The 22,263-nt window shown below is 68.7% G+C and carries 22 protein-coding genes; 18 read left to right on the top strand and 4 right to left on the bottom strand.

Translation table 11 applies throughout. From position 1 onward, the window contains the following. Positions 1–2: 2 nt before the first annotated feature. The 3 genes from ACRB8A_RS18760 to ACRB8A_RS18750 form a co-directional block, all read right to left on the bottom strand. The gene (locus ACRB8A_RS18760; RefSeq protein WP_285241314.1) at positions 3–944 is read right to left on the bottom strand and encodes an ABC transporter permease; all 942 of its coding nucleotides are present in this window, start codon (positions 942–944) and stop codon (positions 3–5) included. Positions 945–962: 18 nt separating this feature from the next. Next, positions 963–2,519: an ABC transporter substrate-binding protein gene (locus tag ACRB8A_RS18755; RefSeq protein WP_432245312.1), complete on the bottom strand. Its 1,557-nt coding sequence runs from the start codon at positions 2,517–2,519 to the stop codon at positions 963–965. 177 nt (positions 2,520–2,696) lie between these two features. After that, complete coding sequence (locus ACRB8A_RS18750; RefSeq protein WP_050683827.1) at positions 2,697–4,016, bottom strand: MFS transporter; 1,320 nt, start codon at positions 4,014–4,016, stop codon at positions 2,697–2,699. Between the two features lie 330 nt (positions 4,017–4,346). Between ACRB8A_RS18750 and ACRB8A_RS18745 the strand changes: the two genes are divergently transcribed. The 17 genes from ACRB8A_RS18745 (at position 4,347) to ACRB8A_RS18665 (ending at position 20,067) form a co-directional block, all read left to right on the top strand. Further along, positions 4,347–5,087, top strand: coding sequence for an IclR family transcriptional regulator (locus tag ACRB8A_RS18745; protein WP_285241367.1), 741 nt, complete (start codon positions 4,347–4,349; stop codon positions 5,085–5,087). A 134-nt stretch (positions 5,088–5,221) separates the two neighbouring features. Then, a complete protein-coding gene (locus tag ACRB8A_RS18740; protein WP_432245311.1) occupies positions 5,222–6,103 on the top strand; it encodes a shikimate dehydrogenase in 882 nt (293 codons plus the stop codon). Beyond that, positions 6,103–7,974 (top strand): bifunctional sugar phosphate isomerase/epimerase/4-hydroxyphenylpyruvate dioxygenase family protein, encoded by a 1,872-nt coding sequence (locus ACRB8A_RS18735; protein ID WP_432245310.1) that lies wholly within the window; start codon positions 6,103–6,105, stop codon positions 7,972–7,974. Before ACRB8A_RS18740 ends, ACRB8A_RS18735 begins: the two co-directional genes overlap by 1 nt. Before the next feature lie 53 nt (positions 7,975–8,027). Continuing rightward, positions 8,028–8,891, top strand: a complete 864-nt coding sequence (pcaH, locus tag ACRB8A_RS18730) for a protocatechuate 3,4-dioxygenase subunit beta (protein ID WP_056599254.1) — start codon at positions 8,028–8,030, stop codon at positions 8,889–8,891. Between the two features lie 5 nt (positions 8,892–8,896). Then, entirely contained in the window at positions 8,897–9,463 is a 567-nt protein-coding gene (pcaG, locus tag ACRB8A_RS18725; protein WP_432245309.1) for a protocatechuate 3,4-dioxygenase subunit alpha, read from the top strand. Beyond that, a complete protein-coding gene (locus ACRB8A_RS18720; protein ID WP_432245308.1) occupies positions 9,460–10,911 on the top strand; it encodes a lyase family protein in 1,452 nt (483 codons plus the stop codon). Before pcaG ends, ACRB8A_RS18720 begins: the two co-directional genes overlap by 4 nt. Beyond that, the gene (locus ACRB8A_RS18715) at positions 10,904–11,722 is read left to right on the top strand and encodes an alpha/beta fold hydrolase (RefSeq protein WP_050687552.1); all 819 of its coding nucleotides are present in this window, start codon (positions 10,904–10,906) and stop codon (positions 11,720–11,722) included. Before ACRB8A_RS18720 ends, ACRB8A_RS18715 begins: the two co-directional genes overlap by 8 nt. Further along, entirely contained in the window at positions 11,719–12,183 is a 465-nt protein-coding gene (pcaC, locus tag ACRB8A_RS18710) for a 4-carboxymuconolactone decarboxylase (protein ID WP_056599248.1), read from the top strand. Before ACRB8A_RS18715 ends, pcaC begins: the two co-directional genes overlap by 4 nt. A 104-nt stretch (positions 12,184–12,287) precedes the next feature. Continuing rightward, positions 12,288–13,484 (top strand): thiolase family protein, encoded by a 1,197-nt coding sequence (locus tag ACRB8A_RS18705; RefSeq protein WP_285241321.1) that lies wholly within the window; start codon positions 12,288–12,290, stop codon positions 13,482–13,484. Positions 13,485–13,487: 3 nt separating this feature from the next. Beyond that, entirely contained in the window at positions 13,488–14,147 is a 660-nt protein-coding gene (locus tag ACRB8A_RS18700; RefSeq protein ID WP_432245307.1) for a 3-oxoacid CoA-transferase subunit A, read from the top strand. A 2-nt stretch (positions 14,148–14,149) separates the two neighbouring features. Beyond that, a complete protein-coding gene (locus tag ACRB8A_RS18695; RefSeq protein ID WP_432245306.1) occupies positions 14,150–14,833 on the top strand; it encodes a 3-oxoacid CoA-transferase subunit B in 684 nt (227 codons plus the stop codon). A gap of 41 nt (positions 14,834–14,874) precedes the next feature. Continuing rightward, the gene (locus ACRB8A_RS18690) at positions 14,875–15,675 is read left to right on the top strand and encodes an IclR family transcriptional regulator domain-containing protein (RefSeq protein ID WP_285241323.1); all 801 of its coding nucleotides are present in this window, start codon (positions 14,875–14,877) and stop codon (positions 15,673–15,675) included. Positions 15,676–15,723: 48 nt separating this feature from the next. Continuing rightward, on the top strand, positions 15,724–16,065 hold the full coding sequence (locus tag ACRB8A_RS18685) for an MmcQ/YjbR family DNA-binding protein (RefSeq protein WP_050687545.1): 342 nt from the start codon (positions 15,724–15,726) through the stop codon (positions 16,063–16,065). A 167-nt stretch (positions 16,066–16,232) separates the two neighbouring features. Beyond that, positions 16,233–17,411: a Re/Si-specific NAD(P)(+) transhydrogenase subunit alpha gene (locus ACRB8A_RS18680; protein ID WP_432245305.1), complete on the top strand. Its 1,179-nt coding sequence runs from the start codon at positions 16,233–16,235 to the stop codon at positions 17,409–17,411. Next, positions 17,411–17,722 carry an NAD(P) transhydrogenase subunit alpha gene (locus ACRB8A_RS18675; protein WP_050683628.1) on the top strand — a complete coding sequence of 104 codons (312 nt, stop codon included), beginning with the start codon at positions 17,411–17,413 and terminating at the stop codon, positions 17,720–17,722. Before ACRB8A_RS18680 ends, ACRB8A_RS18675 begins: the two co-directional genes overlap by 1 nt. Continuing rightward, positions 17,719–19,092: an NAD(P)(+) transhydrogenase (Re/Si-specific) subunit beta gene (locus ACRB8A_RS18670; RefSeq protein ID WP_285241325.1), complete on the top strand. Its 1,374-nt coding sequence runs from the start codon at positions 17,719–17,721 to the stop codon at positions 19,090–19,092. Before ACRB8A_RS18675 ends, ACRB8A_RS18670 begins: the two co-directional genes overlap by 4 nt. Positions 19,093–19,152: 60 nt before the next feature. Continuing rightward, positions 19,153–20,067 carry a diacylglycerol/lipid kinase family protein gene (locus ACRB8A_RS18665; RefSeq protein ID WP_432245304.1) on the top strand — a complete coding sequence of 305 codons (915 nt, stop codon included), beginning with the start codon at positions 19,153–19,155 and terminating at the stop codon, positions 20,065–20,067. 67 nt (positions 20,068–20,134) lie between these two features. Here the strand turns inward: ACRB8A_RS18665 and ACRB8A_RS18660 are convergent, their stop codons facing one another. Next, positions 20,135–20,983: an ACT domain-containing protein gene (locus ACRB8A_RS18660; RefSeq protein ID WP_432245303.1), complete on the bottom strand. Its 849-nt coding sequence runs from the start codon at positions 20,981–20,983 to the stop codon at positions 20,135–20,137. Positions 20,984–21,182: 199 nt separating this feature from the next. Between ACRB8A_RS18660 and ACRB8A_RS18655 the strand changes: the two genes are divergently transcribed. Then, the gene (locus ACRB8A_RS18655; RefSeq protein ID WP_285241328.1) at positions 21,183–22,235 is read left to right on the top strand and encodes an FUSC family protein; all 1,053 of its coding nucleotides are present in this window, start codon (positions 21,183–21,185) and stop codon (positions 22,233–22,235) included. Positions 22,236–22,263: the final 28 nt, after the last annotated feature.

Here is a 22,263-nt window from a genome sequence, read left to right as displayed (position 1 = left end):
GCTTACGCAAGGGAACCTCCCACCGTGGGGCTGATAAGGCGATGGACGAAGTCGGCCAGTGTCGTCACGCCGACGGCCAGTGCCACCACAACCACCACGCCGCCCTGCGCGAGCGGGATGTCGCTGTTGATGACAGCATCGAAAAGCAGCCTTCCCATACCCGGCACGGCGAAGATCACCTCCACGATCACGGAACCGCCCAGCAGCCCGGCAAACCAGACGGCGAACAGCGTGGAGAGCGGAACCATCCCGTTCGGGATGACGTGCCGGATGATCGACTGGGCGTGGCTGAGGCCGCGGGCCCGGGCTGCCGGCACATGGTCTGCGGCCGCGGCGTCGATGATGCCGGCGCGGACCGCAGAGGTGAAGAAACTGATGGGTCGCAGGGCAAGAGTGAAGACGGGAAGGACTGCCGATGACAGGTCGTTCCAGCCGGCCGTGGGCAGCACTGACAGCTTGAGGGCGAAGACCAGGACCAGGACAGGCGCCACCCAGTACTCCGGCATGGCGATCAGCGCCTGGGTGACCCCCGTGATGGCTTTGTCCGGCATGCTCCCCGGGCGAAGACCGGAAATGATGCCGAGCGGCAGGGCGACGGCTGCCGCAAGCCCCAACGACATGGCCACCAGGCTGAGGGTGACGGCCAACGCGGGCAGGACCTGCTCCACCACGGGTGTGCGGCTGACGTAGGACAGGCCCATGTCGCCACTGAAGAAGTTGCCAAGCCAGCGGAAATACTGGGTGGCCAGGGATTCGTTTAGCCCCAGGTTCTGGGCCAGGGCCTGGACGGACGAGTCGTCGATGGCATCCCCGGCGACCCTGGACCGGATGATTTTCCGTACCGGGTCGCCCGGGGTGACGTAGGGGATGAGGAACACCGCAAAGGAGGACACGGCAACGGCGGCCAGCAAGGTGGCCGTTCGTTTGGTGATGAACTGCAGCATACGGTCGGTTCCGGAGGACTAGGAGGCGGACTTGGCCGTCTTCGCCGTCAGAACATAGCGGGACAGCGGGTCCTGGACGTAGGAGAGGACGTTGGTGCGGACGGCGTCGGTGGCCTGTTCGTTGACCAGCCAGGCGTTCACCGCCTTGTCCTGGAGGATCCGGCCGGCTTCCGCGTACAGCTTGTACCGTTCGGTGGTGTCCACGGTTGTGGCAGCGTCCGCGATGATCCTGTCGTACTCGGCGTCGCAGAAGCGGCTCAGGTTGTAGGTGCCCTTGCAGGTGTAGTCGGCGGTCAGGAAGCCGATGGGATCGGCGATGTCGATCAGCCGGTTCCGCTGGCTGAGCAGCATGTCGTAGTTGCCGGCCAGTACGTCCGGTTCGGCCGAGGCGTATTCTTTGGCCTGGATGGAGAGCGGGATGCCGATGTTCTTCAGGTTCTCCTGGATGACCGCGGCGACGTCGGCGAATTCTGCGCGCTCCACAATGGCGATGATCTCCAGCGGCCGGTCTGCCGTGTAGCCGGCGCCGGCCAGCAGCTTCCTGGCTGACTCGATGTCCTGTTTCTGCTGCTCCCGGCGTTCGCCTGCCCAGGGTTCGGAGGGGGCGAACGGCCCGGTGGCTGGCAATGCTGCGCCTTCGTAGACGCTGGCGGCCAAGGCGTCCAGGTCCAGGGAATCCCGGATTGCCTTGCGGACGTCCACGTTGTCCAGCGGGGCGCGCCCGTTGTTCATGTAGAGGGTGGCGGTCCGTGGCGAATCGGCGCCGAGCACGGTGACGCCCGCAGCGCCCTTCAGGGTGGCGAGGCTGGCGACCGGGATGGACAGGGAGATGTCGGCTTCGCCGGTCTGCACTTGGGCCGCCCGTGTGGCGCCATTGGTGATGAACCGGATTTCGGCGCCGGCGAGCTGGACGTCCCCGCCCCAGTAGTTCTCGTTGCGGTCCAGGGTCAGCGACTGCTTGGCCTTCTCGGAGACTGGGGTGAACGGTCCGGTGCAGTGGCCGAACGGGTCCACCTCGGTTTCCTTGTAGGCGGCCGGAGCCAGGATGCCGGTGTTGACGCTGGCCAGGCGGTACGGGACCAGCGGGTTTTCGGCTGGCGTGCTGACGCGGACTGTGCCGGCGTCAACAACGCTGACGCTGCTGATCATGGTCCGGTTGAAGGCGCGGGCGGGGACCTTGGCGTCCAGGACGTGGTTCAGTGCCGCCACAATCGACTCGGCGCTGAGCTCCGTGCCGTCCTGGAAGGAGACGCCCTCCCGGATGGTGAAGTCCCAGTCCAGCGGGGAGGTCTGCTTCCACTCGGTGGCCAGTGACGGCACCACTTTGCCTTCCGCCTGGTCGTACCTGGCCAGGGTCTCAAGGCAGCCGGACAGGGACAGGATGTAGGCGGCGTCCGATTCCAGGGCCCAGTTGGCCACCGGGGCGCGGAAGTTGTCCACAACGATCCGCTGGTCCGGGTCTGCTGTTGCCGTGCCTTGGTCCGGCCCCGGTTGCGAGCCGCTGAAGCCGCAGCCGGCCAGGGCCAGGGTGGCCAGTGCGGCCACGAGGACGCGGGGACGGGGGAAGGAGCGCACGGGGAACCGCCTTGCTGTGACGCCGGCGGGGCCCGGCAAAAAGTGGAGACTTCTTAGGTTAGCCTCACCTGTTGTCTTTTAGGGAATCCATGTCCTGGCCCGCTAACCGGCGCTGCCCGCGGATCCGCCCCATGCAAGGGTGGCTCCACGGGCAGCCGCGGCGGTTCGGTGGGACGGCTATTTCAGGCCGAGCTGCCGGGTGGGGGTCCGGAAGGACTCCTTTGCGGTGAGGGCCGAAATCGCTGCGATACCGCAGATCACGGCGGTGAAGATGCTGATCTGGACCCAGCCGCCGGGCTTGATGCCGCCCATGGCCGCCACTATCGCCGGAGCGAAGCCAGCCATCAGGAAGCCCAGCTGCGTGCCGATGGCCAGGCCGGAGAACCGGACCTTGGTGCTGAACATTTCGGCGTAGAAGGAGGGCCAGACGGCGTTGGAGGCCGCGTATCCGAAGGAGAAGAAGCCGATGGCGGCGAGGAACATCAGCGGGACGCTTCCGGATTCGAGGCTGAGCAGGAACACCGGGGTGAGGATGGCGCTGGCCACTGCACCGTAGATAAAGACGGGCTTGCGGCCGATCCGGTCCGCCAGCAGGCCGAACAGGGGCTGCGTTCCCAGGGCCACGAAGTTGGCGCCCACCACCAGCCAAAGCGTGGTGGTGCCGTCAACGCCGGCAACGGTCTTGGCGTAGCTGATGGCCAGGGTGCCGAACACGGTGGAGACGGCTGCGATGAACGCGCAGCACACCACGCGGAGCACATCGCGCCAGTGGCCCCTGAGCAGGTCGGCCACCGGGAGCTTCGAGATCTGGGCCGTCTTCTGCGCCTCGGCGAAGGCCGGCGGTTCGTGCAGGGTGCGGCGGATGAAGAAGGCCACCAGCACCACAATGGCGCTGAGCCAGAACGGGATCCGCCAGCCGATGCCGAATTTGATCTCATCCGGGAGTGCAAGGACGGGGATAAAGACGAGTGCCGCCAGGATCTGGCCGCCCTGGGTGCCGGTGAGGGTCCAGGACGTGAAGAAGGACCTGCGGTTGTCCGGGGCGTGTTCCAGGGTCATGGACGAGGCTCCGGCCTGCTCGCCGGCGGCCGACAGGCCCTGGCAGAGGCGGGCCAGCACCAGCAGTGCCGGCGCCCACCAGCCCACGGTATTGAAGTCCGGCAGGCAGCCGATCACAAACGTCGAGGCCCCCATCAGGACCAGGGTGAACATCAGGACCTTCTGCCGTCCCACCCGGTCCCCGAAGTGGCCCAGGATGACGGCGCCCACGGGCCGGGCCACGTAGGCAAAGCCGAAGGTGGCAAACGACATAATGGCGGCGTTGGCGTCCGCGCTCGGGAAAAAGACGGTGGGGAAGATCAGGGCGGCGGCCGAGCCGAAGATGAAGAAGTCATAATATTCGACGGCGCTGCCCAGGAAGCTGGCGAGGGCCGCCTTCTTGGGCGTCCCCTGCGCGGTGGCAGTGTCCTCTCCGGCGGACGGGCGTGTCTGGCTCATGGCGTTCCTTTGTGTGACGACAGTGTCGGGGAAAAGTGAAAAGCATTTTGCCGCTGCCTTGGTGCGGGCGCGTCGAGGTGCTGGCCGGAATCCGAAAATCCCGGAGGTGGTAGCCGCATGGTGGGAGCTACTGGTGCGATACAGCAATGATGGCTGTGAGCTGCGTTACCTGTCAAGAAAAATAATCACACTCTGGAAATAGCTCTCACATTGTGGCAACATCGACCTATGAGTGTGAACCAAACCACAACTGCCCAGCCGCTGGCCGGCGATGACACTGATAGCCAGCCCCCCGGGGCCGCCGGCGCCCGGGTTCCGGGCGGCACGGACATGGTGGGCAAGGCCCTGGGGCTCCTGGTCCTGCTGGGCGATGAGCCCCGCGGGGCCAGTGCTGCGGACATCTCGCGCCGGGCCGGACTTCCCTTCAGCACCACCTACCGGCTCCTGGGGTCACTGACCCGCGATGGCTTTGTGGATTATGAGCCGGATGGCCGCCGCTACCACTTGGGCCTGCGGGTCTTCCAGCTGGGGCAGCGGGTATCCAACCACCACGGCTTTGCCGGGACCGCCCTGCCCATCCTGCGCCGGGTGACGGGCCGGACGGCTGAAGCCACCATCCTCAGCGTCCGCGACGGCATTCACCACCTCACTGTCAACAAAGTGGATGGCCCGCAGACGTTCCGGGTCACCAGTGACCCCGGCCACCTGGGCTCCCTGTCCGCGACCGCCGTCGGCAAGGTGCTGGTGGCATTTGCCGAGGATGCTGAACGGGAGCACCTGCTGGCAGAGCTTCCCCTGGAGCGGCTGACGGACCGGACCATCGTGGACCGGGACGCGTTCCGGGCGGAGATCGAGGCGGTCCGGCGCCGGGGCTACGCCGTGATGGACGAGGAAAACGAGGCCGGCATGCGGGCACTGGCCGTGCCAGTGCTGAACGCCCAGGGATACGCCTTCGCATCCCTTGCCACCGCAGCTCCCGTTTTCAGGCTCACCGTCGAAGGGCTCGAGGCGCACCTGCCGGTGCTGCTGGAAGCCGCGGCGGAGCTCGCGGACCGGCTTCCGCAACGCTGACCCCCGGCCTAGAAGTTCGCATCTCGAACAGTAGTGCGACTAATGAACAAATGCTGTACTGTCATCCCTACACCCCCTGTCCCGGCCGCTGAGCGGCCCGCGCACCGGGTGCCGTTACCAAAGGAGCTGCACGGATGAGTTCTCGAACCGAGTCCTACCTGGTGGGACTGGTCGGCGATGGCGTTACGCCATCCCTCACCCCGCCCATGCACGAACACGAGGCCGGTCTGCTGGGCCTCCGCTACCTCTACCGGCCCATCGACCTCCTGGAACTCGGCCTGGCCGGCGAAGCAGTGGGCAGCCTGCTCCGGAGCGCCCGCAGCCTCGGCTTCAACGGCCTGAACATCACCCACCCCTGCAAGCAGCTGGTCCTGGCGCACCTGGACGAGATCTCACCCGATGCCCGTCGCCTGGGCGCTGTCAACACCGTAGTCATCCGTGACGGTCGGTTCGTGGGACACAACACCGACTGGTCCGGCTTCGCCGCCGCCCTGGCCGCGGGCCTCCCCGGCGCTGCCCTGGAACACGTGGTCCAGCTGGGCGCCGGCGGTGCCGGTTCCGCCGTCGCATACGCCCTGCTCAGCGCCGGCGTCCGCACCCTGGACCTCGTGGACGTCGACCCGGAACGCGCGGCCCAGCGCGCCGCGGAACTGGCCGGCTTTTTCCCGGACAGCACCATCACGGGCCGGACGACGGCGGAGCTGCCGCAGCTGATGCCTGCCGCCGACGGGCTGGTGCACTGCACGCCCGTGGGCATGGCGGCCCACCCCGGCGCACCGCTGGACCTGGAATTGGTGGAATCCCGGCACTGGGTGGCGGACATCGTCTACCGGCCCATCGACACCGAGCTGGTCCGGGACGCCCGCGCCAAGGGCTGCACCGTGCTGGACGGCGGCCGGATGGCTGTGGGCCAGGCGGCTGACGCCTTCCGCATCTTCACGGGCCTGGAACCGGACGCGGACCGGATGCGCAGCCATTTCCTGCAGCTCGTCGCCGCCGAGGAGGTGGCTGCCTGATGCGCACCGGAATTGCCACCGTGTGCCTCTCCGGCACCCTGAAGGAAAAGATGCAGGCCTGCGCCATCGCGGGCTTCGACGGCATCGAAATCTTCGAGCAGGACCTGGTCACCTCGCCGCTGCCGCCGGAGGACATCCGGAAAATGGCCGCAGACCTGGGCCTGACCCTTGACCTGTATCAGCCGTTCCGCGACTTCGACAGTGTCCCCGGGGACCTGCTGGCCGCCAACCTGCGCCGGGCGGGCGCTAAATTCAGGCTGATGTCCCGGCTTGGCATGGACACCATCCTGGTCTGCTCCAACGTGGCCACGGCGAGCATCGACAGCGACGACCTGCGGGTGGAGCAGCTGGGCCAACTGGCCGCGCTCGCCGGCGACCACGGCGTCAAAGTGGCGTATGAGGCGCTGGCCTGGGGAAAGTTCGTCAGCGACTACGAACACGCGCACCGGCTGGTCACGGCAGTGGACCACCCCAACCTGGGCACCTGCCTGGACTCCTTCCATATCCTGTCCCGCAACTGGGACACGGCCCCGATCGAGGTGCTGGACCCTGCCAAAATCTTCTTTGTCCAGGTGGCCGACGCCCCGAAGCTGGCCATGGACGTGCTGTCCTGGAGCCGGCACTACCGGGTCTTCCCGGGCGAAGGCCAGTTCGAACTGGCCAAGTTCATGGGCCACGTGGTCCGTGCCGGGTACACCGGCCCGGTATCGCTGGAGATCTTCAACGACGTCTTCCGCCAGTCGGATGTGGAACGCACCGCCGTTGACGGCATGCGCTCGCTCATCTGGCTCGAGGAGCAGGGCGCCAAGTGGCTCGATGCCAATGCCGGCACCCCGGCTGTGCCCCGGCGTCGTTATCCCATGGAACTGGCAACCCTTCCGCAGGTGGCCGAACCCGCCGGCTGGAACTTTGCCGAGGTCCGCGCCGCTGACACCACAGGACTGGAGACGGTCCTGGGCCAGTTGGGCTTCGGCTTCGACGGCCGGCACCGGACCAAGGACGTGCAGCTCTGGAGCATGGGTGCCGCGCGGGTTGTCATCAACGAGGCAGCCCCGGACCTGGCCGCAGGCAGTGCACCGGCCATTGCTGCCCTGGGGTTCGACGTCGATTCCCCCGTCATTGCCGCCGCCCGCGCCCAGCAGCTTAAGGCCCCCGCGGTCCCCCGCAAGAGCCAGGCCAACGAGGAGGTCTTCCAGGGCTTCGCCGCGCCGGATTCCACCGAGGTGTTCCTTTGCCAGGGCAGTGCGGACCGCACAGCGGCCTGGACCAGCGAATTCGGCGAAGGCCTGGACGTTCCGGCCGGCGGCAGCACGGCCGTGATCGACCACATCAACCTCGCCCAGCCCTGGCAGCACTTCGATGAAGCTGTCCTCTTCTATACCAGCGCCCTGGCCCTGCAGCCGCAGCCCTTCGCCGAGGTGCCCAGCCCCACCGGACTGGTCCGCTCGCAGGTCATGCTCAGCGCCGACCGGTCAGTGCGCCTGGTCCTGAACCTGGCCCCCCTCATCCAGCAGGAAGGCGGCGGGGCCCGGACCACGTACCAGGAACACATCGCCTTCGCGGTGGACGACCTGGTGGGCACCGCCCGTGCCGCCCGCGGCAGGGGGCTGGAATTCCTGCAGATCCCGGCCAACTATTACGAGGACCTCGACGCCCGGTTCGGCCTGGACCCGGACTTCCTGGCCACCCTCCAGGACCTGAACCTGCTCTACGACCGGGACGCCGACGGCGAATTCCTGCACTTCTACACGGCCACCGTTGGCAGCGTCTTCTTCGAAATGGTGGAACGGCGCGGCGGCTACGACGGTTACGGGGCGCCCAACGCCCCGGTCCGGCATGCCGTCCAGTACGACCACCTGCACCGCAGCTGACCGTCCCCACCCATCCCGTACCACCCCATCCGCAACCCAGAAAGGAGCCAGCCGTGCCGCACACCACCACCGAAACGGACGAACTTGTCCCGGCTGCCGAACCCAAGGCAGGACACACCATGGCGGACCGCGCCGTGGAGACCCAGCAGGATCTCAGCGCCGAGATCAACGGCCTGGCCGGCGCCTACGCGCAGGCGCTCAAGGACGGGGCCCCCGCAGAGACGCAGCCCCGGCTGGATTACCCGCCGTACCGCAGCAGCATCCTGCGCCACCCCACCAAGAGCCTGCACCACGCGGACCCGGAAACCATCGAGCTGTACTCCCCGGCCTTCGGCCACCAGGACGTGCACGCGCTGGAAGCCGACCTGACCATCCAGCACAACGGCGAGCCCCAGGGCGAGCGGATCATTGTTGCCGGCAAGGTCCTGGACGGCGACGGCCGGCCCGTGGCCGGCCAGCTGGTGGAAATCTGGCAGGCCAACGCCTCCGGCCGCTACATCCACAAGCGCGACCAGCACCCGGCCCCGCTGGACCCCAACTTCACGGGCATCGGCCGCTGCATCACCGGCCCGGACGGCTCCTACCGCTTCACCACCATCAAACCCGGCGCCTACCCGTGGAAAAACCACCTGAACGCCTGGCGGCCGGCGCACATCCACTTCTCCATGTTCGGCACGGAGTTCACCCAGCGCATCATCACCCAGATGTACTTCCCCGGCGACCAGCTCTTCCCACTGGACCCCATCTACCAGACCATCGTGGACCAGGACGCCCGGGACCGGCTGGTGGCCAGCTACGACCACAGCCTCACCGAGCCCGAATGGGCGCTGGGTTACAACTGGGACATCGTGCTGACCGGACCCAAGCGGACCTGGACCGAAAACGAGGCGCTGGGCGCAGAAGGCGACGAGGAATAACACTCATGAGCAACCACACCACCCCGCTGGTCCCCACCCCGGGCCAGACCGTGGGCCCGTTCTACGGCTACGCCCTGCCCTTCGAGAAGGACAACGAACTCCTCGCCCCCGGCTCCGCCGGTTCCATCCGGCTCCAGGGCACCGTGTACGACGGCGCCGGCGAGACCGTACCTGACGCCATCCTGGAAATCTGGCAGCCGGATGCCGAAGGCCGGATCGTGCAGAAGACCGGTTCGCTGGTGCGTGACGGCTACACCTTCACCGGCTGGGGCCGCGGCTCCGTGGGCTACTCGGGCGTCTTCACCTTCACCACCGTGAACCCGGGCCCCACCGAACCCGGTGCCGCGCCCTTCATCTCCGTGGCCATCTTCGCCCGCGGCCTGACCAACCGGCTGTTCACCAGGATCTACCTTCCGGAGGACACCGCCGCTCTGGCCAACGATCCGCTGCTGTCCTCGCTTGACCCAAAACGCCGCGACACCCTGATCGCCCGCCGCGACCCGGACGGCGGTCTCACCTGGGACATCCACTTCCAGGGCGCCAACGAGACAGTCTTCCTGGACTTCCAGTGAGCCTGGATGCCGACGCAGGCCTGCTCAGCCCCGTCTCCGCCGCGCCGTCCGTGGCGGCGCTGACGGGGGACCGGGCGGTGCTCGCTGCGATCCTCGACGTCGAAGCCGGCTGGGCTGCGGTCCTGGAAGAGGCGGGACTGGCACCCGCCGGTTCGTCCGCCGTTGTGGCTGCCGCAGCGGAACCCGGACGCTACGACGTGGCGGACATCGCGGTGCGCGCCCAGGGCGGCGCCAACCCCGTCATCCCCCTGCTGACGGACCTCCGCCGCCAGGTCACAGCGCTGGACACCCATGGCGTCGGCGCTGCGGCAGCCGTGCACGCCTCGCTCACCAGCCAGGACGTGTTGGATACCGCCCTGATGCTGGTGGCGCGCAACGCCGTCGGCGCCGTGCTGGCTGACCTGGGCCGGGCCACAGCGGCCCTCGCGGACCTGTCGGCAGCGCATTCGACCACCCTCTGCGTGGGCCGGAGCCTGACGCAGCACTCCCTGCCCTATACCTTCGGGCTGCGGGCCGCACAGTGGTTCCACGGTCTCGCCGCCGCGGGACGGCAGCTCGCGGGCCTTGGCTTCCCCGTCCAGTTCGGCGGTGCCGCGGGTACCCTCGCGGCCGGTTCCGCGTTGACCGCCAACTCCGCTGCCACCCCCTTCAACCTGGCGGACAGTCTCGCCGCGCACCTGGGCCTGGCCCCGGCTGCCGCGCCCTGGCCCACCAACCGCCTGCCGGTCACCTCCCTGGGCAACGCCCTGGCCGCGGTGCTTGATGCCGCAGGCAAGACCGCCGCGGACGTCCTGTTCCTCAGCCGGCCCGAGGTGGCGGAGGTGGCCGAACCCCGCGCCGCCGGCCGCGGCGTTTCCTCGGCCATGCCGCAGAAGCAGAATCCCGTCCTGTCCGTGCTGGTGCGCAGCGCCGCCCTTCAGGCCCCGCAGCCGGCGGCCCAGCTCCATCTCGCCGCTGCCAATTTCAACGACGAACGCCCCGACGGCGCGTGGCACGCGGAATGGCCTGCGCTCCGGCAGCTGCTGGCGCTGGCCCTCGGCGCCGTTGGCCAGCTGCAGGAACTCGCCGGAGGACTCCAGGTCTTCCCGGCCGCCATGCGCCGCAACCTCGACCTCGCCGGGCCCCTGCTCCTGGCCGAAGGCGTGGCTGCTGCCGTGGCGCCGCTGCTGGCGGACCGGGACGGCCTGGGCGGCAAACAGCAGCTCCAGGCGGTGGTGGACAGGACCCTCCAGGTTCCCGCGGCGGACCAGGCTGCCGCCTACCGCCGGTACCTGCGCGAAACCGTCCCCGAGGACGTCCTCCCGGACTCCCGGCTGGCCGAGCTCCTGGATCCGGCCGGCTACCTGGGCGAGTCCGCCGGGATCGCCCACCGTATCCTGGCGGCCTACCCGGATTTCGCCGGCACAGACCGTCCCCACCCCGACGCGATTGGAGCCCCCCGTGGCTGAACCAACCCTGAAAGCCGTGCTGCTCTCCCCGCAGCGCCCCCTCGGTGAGCACCCGCTGCTGGTGGTGGGCTCCTCCCTGGGCACGTCCTCTGTCCTGTGGACGGACGCCGCCGCCCTGCTGGGACCCACCGTGGATGTGGTGGCCTGGGACCTCCCCGGGCACGGGGTCTCGCCCGCCGCCGCCGAACCATTCAGCGTGGCGGAGCTGGCGGACGCCGTGGTGGGCCTGGTGGATTCCATTGCCCCCGGCCAGGATTTCCACTACGCCGGCGTCTCGCTGGGCGGAGCAACGGGCCTGCAGCTCGGCATCAAGCACGCCAGCCGGCTCAAAAGCCTTTCCGTCCAGTGCAGCGGCGCCAAACTCGGCACGCCGGAAGGCTGGCTGGAACGCGCCGCCACGGTCCGCAGCCAGGGCACACCCGTGATGATCCAAGGCTCCGCGGAGCGGTGGTTCGCCCCGGGCTTTATGGACCGCCAGCCTGAGCTCAGCAGCAGGCTCCTGCACGCCCTGCGCGACGCCGATCGCTTCAGTTACGCCTTCTGCTGCGAGGCCCTTGCCGCGTTTGATGTCCGCGCGGACCTGGGCAGCATCACGGTTCCCACGCAGGCGGTTGCGGGTGCCGAGGATACTGTTGCGCCGCCGTCGTTCGCCGAAGACGTGGCGGCCGGCATCACGGCCGGCGGTGGAACGGCCAGTGCGCTGACGCTGGGCGGCGTGGGCCATCTGGCACCCGCCGAGGCGCCGGGGCACGTCGCCGAGCTGTTGCGGAACCTCATCACCTGGTCCGAATCCCGCGGCGGCGCCCAGTGAGCGGCGCAGCGGGCCCGGAGCGCTCCGGCGTGGTGCAGCCGGACGCCACCAGCCAGGAAATTTACGACGGCGGCATGGCCGTGCGGCGCGAGGTGCTGGGCGCGGCCCATGTGGACCGCGCCAACGCCGCCAAGGACGGTTTCACCGAAGATTTCCAGGACATGATCACGCGGATCGCGTGGGGTGGGATCTGGACCCGGCCGGGGCTGTCCCGGCAGATGCGCTCCGCCGTCACCATCACGGCGATGGTGGCGCACGGGCATTGGGAGGAGCTGGCCATGCACATCCGCGCGGCCCTCACCAACGGCCTGAGCAGGGACGAGATCAAGGAAATCCTGCTTCAAACCGCCATTTACTGCGGCGTCCCCGCCGCAAACACCGCCTTCAAGACGGCGCAGCAGGTGTTCCGCGACATGGACAAAACGGCCATGGACCCCGCTGCGCCCACCCCACCCAACTAACCCCCTTCCCAACTAACTCGCAGTTGTTGTCGTTTTGAGCCCTCATAACGACAACAACTGCGAGCCAGTTGGGAAACCACCCGCAGAATCTTTCGAGGAGCATCGTGAAGCAGGCATTTGTGTACGACGCCGTACGCACCCCTTTCGGCAAGTTCGGCTCAGGTTTGGCGTCTGTGCGTCCTGATGACCTGGCTGCGCACGTGATCCGGGAGTCCGTGCAGCGGGCCCCCGGACTTGATCCGGAGCGGATCGATGAGGTGGTGTTTGGCAACGCCAACGGCGCCGGTGAGGAGAACCGCAACATTGCCCGGATGGGCTCCCTGCTGGCGGGGTTGCCGGTCTCGATTCCGGGGACTTCGGTCAACCGGTTGTGCGGGTCCTCGCTGGACGCGGCGATCATCGCCTCGCGCCAGATCAATGCCGGGGACGCGGAGTTGATGCTGGTGGGCGGTGCCGAGTCGATGTCCCGCGCGCCGTGGGTGCTGCCCAAGACGGAAAAGCCGTACCCGGCCGGGGACATGACGCTGGCCTCCACCACCCTTGGCTGGCGCCTGGTGAACAAGGCCATGCCGAAGGAGTGGACCATCTCGCTGGGCGAGGCCACCGAACGGCTCCGCGAGAAGTACGGCGTGACCCGGGAACAGCAGGACGAATTCGCCGCGGACTCGCACAACCTGGCGGCCACCGCCTGGGACGAGGGGTTCTACGACAACCTCGTCACCCCGGTGCCGGGCACGGACCTGGTCCGGGATGAAGGCATCCGGGCCGGTTCTTCGGCGGCGAAGCTTGCGGGCCTGAAGACGGTGTTCCGGTCTGAGAACGGGACGGTGACGGCGGGGAACGCCTCCCCGTTGTCCGACGGTGCGTCCGCGGCCTGGATCGGCTCCGACGCTGCCGCCGGGCTGCTGGGGTTGGAGCCGCTGGCCCGGATCGCGGGCCGTGGCGCGCACGGGAACGATCCCCAGTTCTTCGGTTACGCCCCGGTGGAGGCGGCGAACAAGGCCCTCGCGAAGGCGGGCATCGGCTGGGACCAGGTGGGCGCCGTCGAACTTAACGAAGCCTTTGCCGCGCAGTCCCTGGCCTGCATCAACGCCTGGGACATCGACCCGTCGATTGTGAACCGGCACGGCGGCGCGATCGCGATGGGCCACCCGCTGGGTGCCTCCGGCACCCGGATCCTGGGCACCCTGGCCCGGTCGCTGCAGGCCTCGGGCGAACGGTGGGGCGTGGCGGCGATCTGCATCGGTGTGGGCCAGGGCCTGGCCGTTGTCCTGGAAAACGTTACCGCTGGAAAGGCGTAAGCAATGCTGAACTTCGTAGACACCGTCCAGGATGCCGTGGCCGGCATCAAGGACGGGTCCACCGTGATGATCGGCGGGTTCGGCAACGCCGGGCAGCCGTTCGAACTCATCGACGCCCTGATGGACTGCGGCGCCACGGACCTGACGGTGGTGAACAACAACGCGGGCCAGGGCGATCAGGGCCTGGCCCTGCTGATCCGGGAAAGCCGGGTGCGGAAAATGATCTGCTCCTTCCCGCGGCAGTCCGACTCCTGGCACTTCGATGCCAAGTACAAGGCCGGCGAAATCGAGCTGGAACTGGTCCCGCAAGGCAATCTGGCCGAACGGATCCGGGCTGCCGGTGCCGGGATCGGCGGGTTCTTCACTCCCACCGGGTACGGCACCATGCTGGCCGAGGGCAAGGAAACCCGGATCATCGACGGCCGCGGGCAGGTCTTCGAAACCCCGCTGCACGCGGACGTGGCCCTGATCAAGGCCCTCACCGCGGACGGCCGGGGGAACCTGGTCTACCGCAAAACCGCCCGGAACTTCGGGCCCATCATGGCCGCCGCGGCCAGACACACCATCGTCCAGGTCTCCGATATTGTTCCCACCGGCGGGCTGGACCCGGAAAACATCGTCACCCCCGGCATCTACGTCAACAGCATCGTGAAGGTGGCCTGAACATGAGCAGCGAAACCAACCAGCCGGCGGCCCTGCAGTCAGCTCCGGAACCGCTGGGCCGGGACGACCTGGCCCGGCTGGTGGCCCGGGACATCGCGCCGGGTTCCTTTGTGAACCTCGGCATTGGCCAGCCCACGCTGGTCTCGAACTACCTCACGGCTGAGCAGAACATCACCCTCCACACGGAGAACGGGATGCTGGGCATGGGCCCGGCAGCGGAAGGGGACGCGATCGACGGCGACCTCATCAACGCCGGAAAAATCCCCGTCACCGAACTCCCGGGGGCGTCCTACTTCCATCACGCCGATTCGTTCGCGATCATGCGCGGCGGCCACCTGGACATCTGCGTCCTCGGCGCGTTCCAGGTCTCAGCCACCGGCGACCTCGCCAACTGGCACACCGGGGCGCCCGGCGCCATCCCCGCCGTGGGCGGGGCGATGGACCTCGCCACCGGTGCCAAGGACGTCTTTGTGATGATGACCCTGCTGACCCGCGAAGGCGCCTCGAAAATCGTGGACGCCTGCACCTACCCGCTCACGGGTGTGGGCTGCGTGACCCGGGTCTACACCGACAAAGCCGTGTTCCTCACCGGACCCAACGGCGTCACCGTCCGCGAAACCTTCGGCTGCACCCTCGCCGAACTCCAGGAACTCGTCCCCGTACCCCTCACCGCCGCCGTGCCTTGAACCGGAAAACCACGCCGGCGGCACGCATAGGATTGGACACCATGACCGACGCAGCAGCACCTCCTCCGCAGGCCGGCGACCAATACGTGCAGTCGCTGGCGCGGGGGCTGGCGGTGATCCGGGCGTTCGGCCCCGACCACCCGCTGATGACCCTCACCGAGGTGGCGGCGCGGACCGACCTGACCCGTGCCACCGCGCGCCGGTTCCTGCACACCCTGGTGGAATTGGGGTACATCCGGACCGACGGCAAAACCTTTGCGCTCACGGCCAAGGTCCTGCAGCTGGGCTTCGCGTACCTGTCCGGCCTGTCCCTGCCGCAGCTGGCCCAGCCGCACCTGGAGGAACTGTCCCTGAAGCTGGGGGAGTCCACCTCGGCGGCCGTGCTGGACGGGACGGACATCGCCTACGTGGCCCGGGTGTCCACGCGGCGCATCATGACCATCGGCATCACGGTGGGGACCCGATTCCCGGCCTACGCCACGTCCATGGGCCGGGTGCTGCTGGCCCACCTGCCGGCGGACCAGCTCAAGGCATACTTCGCTGCAGCCGACATCAGCCCGTTGACCCCCCGCGCCCTGGGAACGGTCCCGGAGCTGCTGGCTGTCCTGGCGGACGTCCGGGACAAGGGCTGGTGCGTTCTGGACCAGGAACTGGAGCTCGGGCTGATGTCCGTGGCCGCGCCGGTCCTTGACGGGCCCAAAGTGGTGGCAGCCGTCAACGTCTCGCTGCAGGCCCAGTCTGTCGCTGCCAGGCCGGATCCGGACGCCTACCTGGCCATGGTGGCGGAGGAAATCACCGCCACCGCGCGGCGGGTTTCAGCGGACCTCACCGCCCGAGGGTAGCCCGGGGGGCCCTTGCGCGGCGGACGCTCCCGCAGGCAGACTCGGTCAATGGTGACCGAAGACCACGTCAGGAAGGCCGCACTGGCCTTGCCCGGCATTACCGAACGGCTGAGCTGGGGCCAGCCCGCCTGGTTCGCGAAGACCCTGATGGCGCGGCTCTGGGAACCCGGAGTATTAACCGTCAAGACGGCGGAGCGGGAAGCGCTGGCCGGCACCGACCCGGACACGTTCTTCTGGACGCCGCACCACGACCGGTCCCCGCAGCTGGTCCTGGTGCGGCTGGAACGGCTGGACGGCACCCTGCTGGCAGAGCTGCTGCAGGACTCCTTCCGGCTGGCCGGCGGCCGGCCGCAGCCGGAAGCAGGCGAAAAGCAGCCCCGCCGGAAGTAGCCCCGCAAAAGTAACCGCAGGCCACAGAGGCGGCACGCCTCCCGCAGCGGCTTTCTTGGCCCTAGACTCAAGCCAACTACGTGCAGCAGTGACGCCGCCGCGGATCCCGGCCTGCCAGGCGGGTCCTGGCCAGCCCGCCGCAGCACCACTGAGCGAGGGAGGCTGCGGTGCAACTGGGCATACCGCGCGAACGCCGGGACGGCGAACGCCGCGTCGCCGGGACGCCGGACACCGCCAGGCAGCTGACCGGACTGGGGCTCGAAGTCCTGGTGGAAGCCGGCGCCGGGGAGGCCGCGGGGCACCCGGACCGGGACTACGAACAGGCCGGCGCCAGGATCGTGCCGGACCTCGACCTGGCGGGTCTGGACCTCCTGGCCCACGTGAGGCCCCTGGATCCCGGCACCGCCCGGCTCCTGAAGCCGGGGGCCATCACCGTGGGCTTTGCCTCGCCGTCTTCGGAACTGGCCACCGTCCGGGCGCTCGCGGACGCTGGCGTGACCAGCTTCGCACTGGAACTGGTGCCCCGCATCTCCCGGGCCCAGTCCATGGACGCGCTGAGCTCCCAGGCGTTGGTGGCCGGCTACCGCTGCGTCCTGGAAGCCGCGATCCGGCTGCCCCGGTTTTTTCCCCTGTATATGACAGCCGCTGGAACGGTCCCGCCCGCTCGGGTCCTGGTGCTGGGCGCAGGAGTGGCCGGGCTGCAGGCCATCGGCACCGCTAAACGCCTGGGCGCCCGCGTTTTCGCCAACGACATCCGGCCTGCCTCAGCGGACGAGGTGGCATCGCTGGGTGGCACGTTCATCAGGCTGGACCTCGAAACGGCGGAAGCCGCCGGCGGGTACGCCCGCCAGCTCAGTTCCGACGCCGGCACCCGGCAGCGGCAGCTGCTGGCACCCCACGTGGCGGATGCGGATGTCCTGATCACGACGGCGGCCGTCCCCGGCAGGCGCGCACCGCTGCTGGTGACCCTGGACATGGTCCAGGGCATGCGGTCGGGTTCCGTGGTGGTGGACCTGGCTGCCGAATCCGGCGGAAACGTCGAAGGGGTGGTGGCGGGGCAGGACACCGCAGTCCCCACCGCTGACGGGTCCGGCCACGTGCAGCTGGTGGGCCTCAAGGACCCGGCGTCGGCCATGGCGGCAGACTCTTCCCGCCTCTATGCCAAAAACGTCGCCAACCTGGTGGGCCTGCTGGTCCGGGACGGTGCCTTGGCCCCTGATTTCGGCGACGAGGTGGTGGCGGGGGCGTGCCTGACCTCGGGCGGCGCCGTGCGGCACCAGCCCACGGCGGACCTGCTGGGTACGGCCCGGCAGGAAACCGGCAACGGACAGGAAGGGGAGCGGTAATGGACGGAATGAGCCTGCTGACTGTTACGGTCCTTGCCGTGTTTGTCGGCTTTGAGGTGGTCTCCAAGGTCTCCAGCACCCTGCACACGCCCCTGATGTCCGGCGCCAACGCCATCCACGGGATCATCCTGGTTGGCGCCATCATCGTGGCAGGCCAGGCCGCAGAGCCCTGGCTCCTGGCACTGGCCCTGCTGGCCGTGGTCCTGGCCACCGCCAACCTGGTGGGCGGTTTTGTGGTCACCGACCGGATGCTGCACATGTTCGGCCGGAAAGGTCCTGCCCGGGCCGGCCGGAAGGGGGAGCAGCCGTGATCCTCCTGTCTCCGGCGTGGACCTCCCTGCTGTACCTCGCCGCCTCGGTGTGCTTCATCCTTGCCCTCCGCGGCCTGAGTTCGCCCAGGTCGGCCCGTCGCGGCAACCTGATCGGTGCGCTGGGTGCCGTGATCGCCGTCGTGACCGTTTTCCTGTCCGTCCGGCTGGCCAACATCCCCTGGATCCTGGCCGCCATCGCGGTGGGTTCCCTCGTGGCGGCGCCCGTGGCCCGGCGGGTGAAGATGACCCAGATGCCGCAGCTGGTGGCGCTGTTCAACGGGGTGGGCGGCGGTGCTGCCGCGCTGGTGGCCTTCCTGGAGCTGGACCACGCCCCGGACCCCTGGCTGCGGCTGGCCATCGTGTTTACGCTCCTGGTGGGAGCGGTGTCCTTCGCCGGGTCCGCCGTCACGTTCGCCAAGCTGCAGGAACTGATCACCACCCGGCCCATCCTGTTCCCGGGCCTGCCCGTGCTGATGGCGGCGGTGCTGGTGGCCGCCGTGGCTGCTGCCGCCGTCGTGATGGCCACCGGATCAACGGCCTTGGCGGTAGCGCTGCTGGTCCTCGGGCTGGCTGCGGGCACCCTGCTGGTGCTGCCCGTGGGCGGCGCGGACGTGCCCATTGTCATCTCCCTGCTGAACGCGTTCACCGGCCTCGCCGTCGCCGCGTCCGGTGTGGTGCTCGGCAACGTGCTCCTGGTGGTGGCCGGCACGCTGGTGGGCGCGTCGGGCACCATCCTGACCCGTGCCATGGCCGCGGCGATGGGCCGCAGCGTGGCGGGCATCCTGTTCGGCGCCTTCCGGGGAGGCTCGACGGCGGGATCCACCGTTGTGAGCGAACGTCCGGTCAGGTCCTCCAGCCCAGAGGACGTGGCGGTGCTGCTGGGGTACGCACAGCACGTGATCATCGTGCCGGGGTACGGCCTCGCCGTGGCGCAGGGCCAGCACACCGCCGCGGAACTGGCGCAGGCGCTGGAGGCCAGGGGCATCACCGTGGAATTCGCGATCCACCCCGTGGCCGGCCGGATGCCCGGGCATATGAACGTCCTGCTGGCCGAGGCCAATGTCCCCTATGAATCGCTCAAGGAGATGGGCGAAATCAACGGAGAGTTCAAAACCGCCGACGTCGCCCTGGTGGTGGGTGCCAACGATGTGGTGAACCCGGCAGCCAGGACCTCCCCTGGGTCGCCGATCTACGGCATGCCCATCCTGGAGGTGGCGGCGGCCCGGCAGGTGGTGTTCCTCAAGCGCTCCATGCGGCCGGGCTTCGCAGGGATCGAAAACGAGCTGCTCTACGAGCCGCAAACCTCGCTGCTGTTCGGCGACGCCAAGGAATCCCTGGCCAAGGTGCTGGGGGCGGTAAAGGCGCTGTAGCCGGCCGGCCGCGCTACTGTTCTTTCAGCAGCACCCTTCCCTTCGCTCCCAGAGGACACCATGACTGAATCCAGCACCACCTCCCCCAGGCGCGCCGCCATCATCGTCAACCCCTCAAAGCCGGTGGACTTCGACGTGAAAGGCCTGGTAGCCAGGCACTCCGTGGAAAACGGCTGGGGTGAGCCCATCTGGCTGGAGACCACCAAGGAGGATCCCGGCGTGGGCCAGGCCAAGGAAGCGCTCGCCAAGGGCGCGGACATTGTCATCGCCGCCGGCGGCGACGGGACCGTGCGGTGCGTCGCCGAGGTCCTGGCCGGCGGGGACACCCCCATGGGCCTGCTGCCGATGGGCACGGGAAACCTGCTGGCCCGGAACCTGGGCATGGACGTGACCGATTTCGACGGCGCCATGGCAGGTGCGCTGGCCGGCACCGAACGGAAAATCGACGTGGTCAGGGCCCGGCGGGACAACAAGGAACAGGTCTTCCTGGTCATGGCCGGAGTGGGCTACGACGCCACGATCATGGCGGACACCAATTCCGACCTCAAGGACAAGGTGGGCTGGCTGGCCTATGTGGACGCCGGCATCCGCAACCTCCCCGGCAAGCCGGTCAAGGCCAGCGTGGTTATCGACGGCAAGACCGTGTCCCAGCGCGGGGTCCGCAGCGTCATGGTGGGCAACTGCGGCAAGGTCCAGGGCAACCTGGAGATCTTCCCGGACGCCAAGGTGGACGACGGGCTGCTGGACATTGCGGTCCTGGCGCCCCACCACGGCAAGCTCGGCTGGCTCTCCGTCCTGGCCGGCATCATCGGCAAGGGAAAAACCAAGGACACCGCCGTGGAGTACTTCCAGGGCAAATCGGTGGAAATTTTGCTGGAAAGCGACCAGGACTACCAGCTGGACGGCGACCACGAGGGCGAGGGCAAGCACGTCCTGATGACAGTGGACCCGGGCGCCCTGACCATCCGGATGTAGGCTCACGCGCCCCAACCAGGTAGCAGAAGATGTCGTTTTGGGGCGTCATAACGACACTTGCTGCTACCTAGTTGGGCGGGGGAACGCAGGCGGTGTTCCGGTGCGCCACCGTCTCGGCAAGTTCAGCCAGGCGGTGCGCCCGGGCCGATTCGGCGGGCGTGAAGGGTTCGCCGGGCCGGGCGAACGTAATGGGGCCGTGCCAGGCGGTGGGAATCTTCAGATGCGTCCCGGCGTCGGGCGTTCCCTGGTGCGCTTCCGCAGGGGTGAGGATCCGCGCCCGGAGCAGCTCCGCCACCGCCAGTGGCAGCTCTTCCGGGGCGCCGGCGATCCGGGCCGCGAGGCTCAGCGCGCGGGTCTGCCCGTCCGCCATCGCCAGGGACGTGGTGGGCCAGGCCTGGGAACTGATTCCGCCGGCCTCCTGCAGCGCCGCCACCAGCTGGCGCTCGCCGATGTCCCCGGGGGCAGACAGGAAAAACTCGTCCAGGACCCCGGACGGCACCGGATGGACGTGAATGCTGAGGATGTTCGCATCCAGTCCTGCCAATGCCGCGGTGACCCGCTGCAGGGCCCCGGGCTCATCCCGGAGCATGGTCCGCGCCCGCCACAGGGCCGGTGCCGCGGCCAGCCGCCGCCGGTGCCGAAGCGCAGGTGCGTGCAGCCAGCTGCGCAGGACCCGGCGGGATGCGGAGGGTTCCGCCACCCAGATCACCAGGACTGTGGCGGTGACGGTCAGGACCACCACCTTGGCCAGGTACGGCAGGTGGGTGCCCACCACCAGGGCATGGACCAGCAGTTCAATGGGAAGCATCATGGCCACGTTGGCGAGGGTGAGGCGGGCCTTGGGCGGCTCGGGCATCAGGCCGCAGACTTCGCAGCTGAGCGCAGCTGCAGGGGAAAGACGAGCGTGGATGTCCATGGTCCAAGGATTGCCGGGGGCTGTTTCGGCGGTGTTGCCCGGCGGTTCCGATCATGCGAAGCCTGCACCGCATGCTGGCGGCAGGTTAGCCTTGCCGGGCGCCGGCCGGGGGTGCGGGCGTAGGATGCTGAGGGAACGTCAGCGCGGCCGCCCCCCCATAAAAACCACCCCCGGCCCCGCAGGAAAGGCGCTGTTCCCCGTGAAGATGCTCGCTGAAATGTTCAGCCTCGCGCCCGGCAACAAGGACCACCACCCGGCCATCCGGTGCGCGGTAGGCGTCTTCGTTCCGCTCTTCACTTTGGTCCTCCTGGGCAGGCTGGACCTGGCCATTTTCGCTTCGTTCGGCGCCTTCACCGGCATCTACGGCCGCGGCGAACCCCACGGAACCCGTTTCTTCCTCCAGCTCCGGGCCGGCGGGCTGATGCTGGTGGTCATCCTCCTGGCCTCCCTCGCGGCGCGGATGGGCGCGGCCTGGAACCTCGATGCGGCCACCACCACCTGGCTCCTGGTCCTGGCCACCACCCTGGTTGCCGGAGCCTGCTCGGTGGCCATCTCCTGGCAGCGGCTGCGTCCGGCCGGGTCGCTGTTCCACATCTTCGCCTTCGCGGCCATCGCCTCCATCCCCAACCAGCCCCCGCTGTGGCAGGGGCTGCTGGTAGCCGTCCTCACCACCGCCTTTTGCCTGCTGATCGGGTTCTCGGCCCGCGCGCTGCCCGGCCACCGCGCGCAGTGGGTCCGCCCCAGGCCCCTTCGCCGCACCGCCGAGGAGAAACGGGCTGCCTGGCTTGAAGGGCTGGGGTACCTGGTGGCTGCCGGCCTGGCCGGGACACTGGCCACCTGGGTGGGGGCGCAGCTGGGCTTCGGCCACAATTACTGGGCCATGGTGGCCGCCGTGGTCCCGTTGGTGGGGCACACCACCCGGCACCGCGTCAGCCGTGGTGTGCAGCGTATTGTCGGCACCGGGCTGGGGCTGGTGCTCCTGGCCGGGATTGTACTGCTGGACCTGCAACCATGGCAGACGATCCTTGTCATGGCGCTGTGCCAGTTCGGGGCGGAGATGTTCATCCTCCGCCAGTACCTCCTGGCCCAGCTGTTCGTGACTCCGCTGGCGCTGATCTCCACCCTGCTGGTGGTCCCGGCCTCACCGGCCACCCTGCTCCGGGACCGCATCGTGGAAACCATCATCGGTGCGGCCGTGGGCATTGCGGTGGTGCTGGCACCCACGCTGTGGCGGCGCCTGCGCCGGGCCTAGGACTGCCGGGACTTGTGCCCCGGCGGAT

The organism is Arthrobacter sp. G.S.26, assembly GCF_050847375.1.
In the GTDB taxonomy this organism is placed as follows: Bacteria; Actinomycetota; Actinomycetes; order Actinomycetales; family Micrococcaceae; genus Arthrobacter.
Note: the sequence above shows the minus strand (reverse complement) of the source record. Positions and strands in the feature narration are given on the sequence as shown.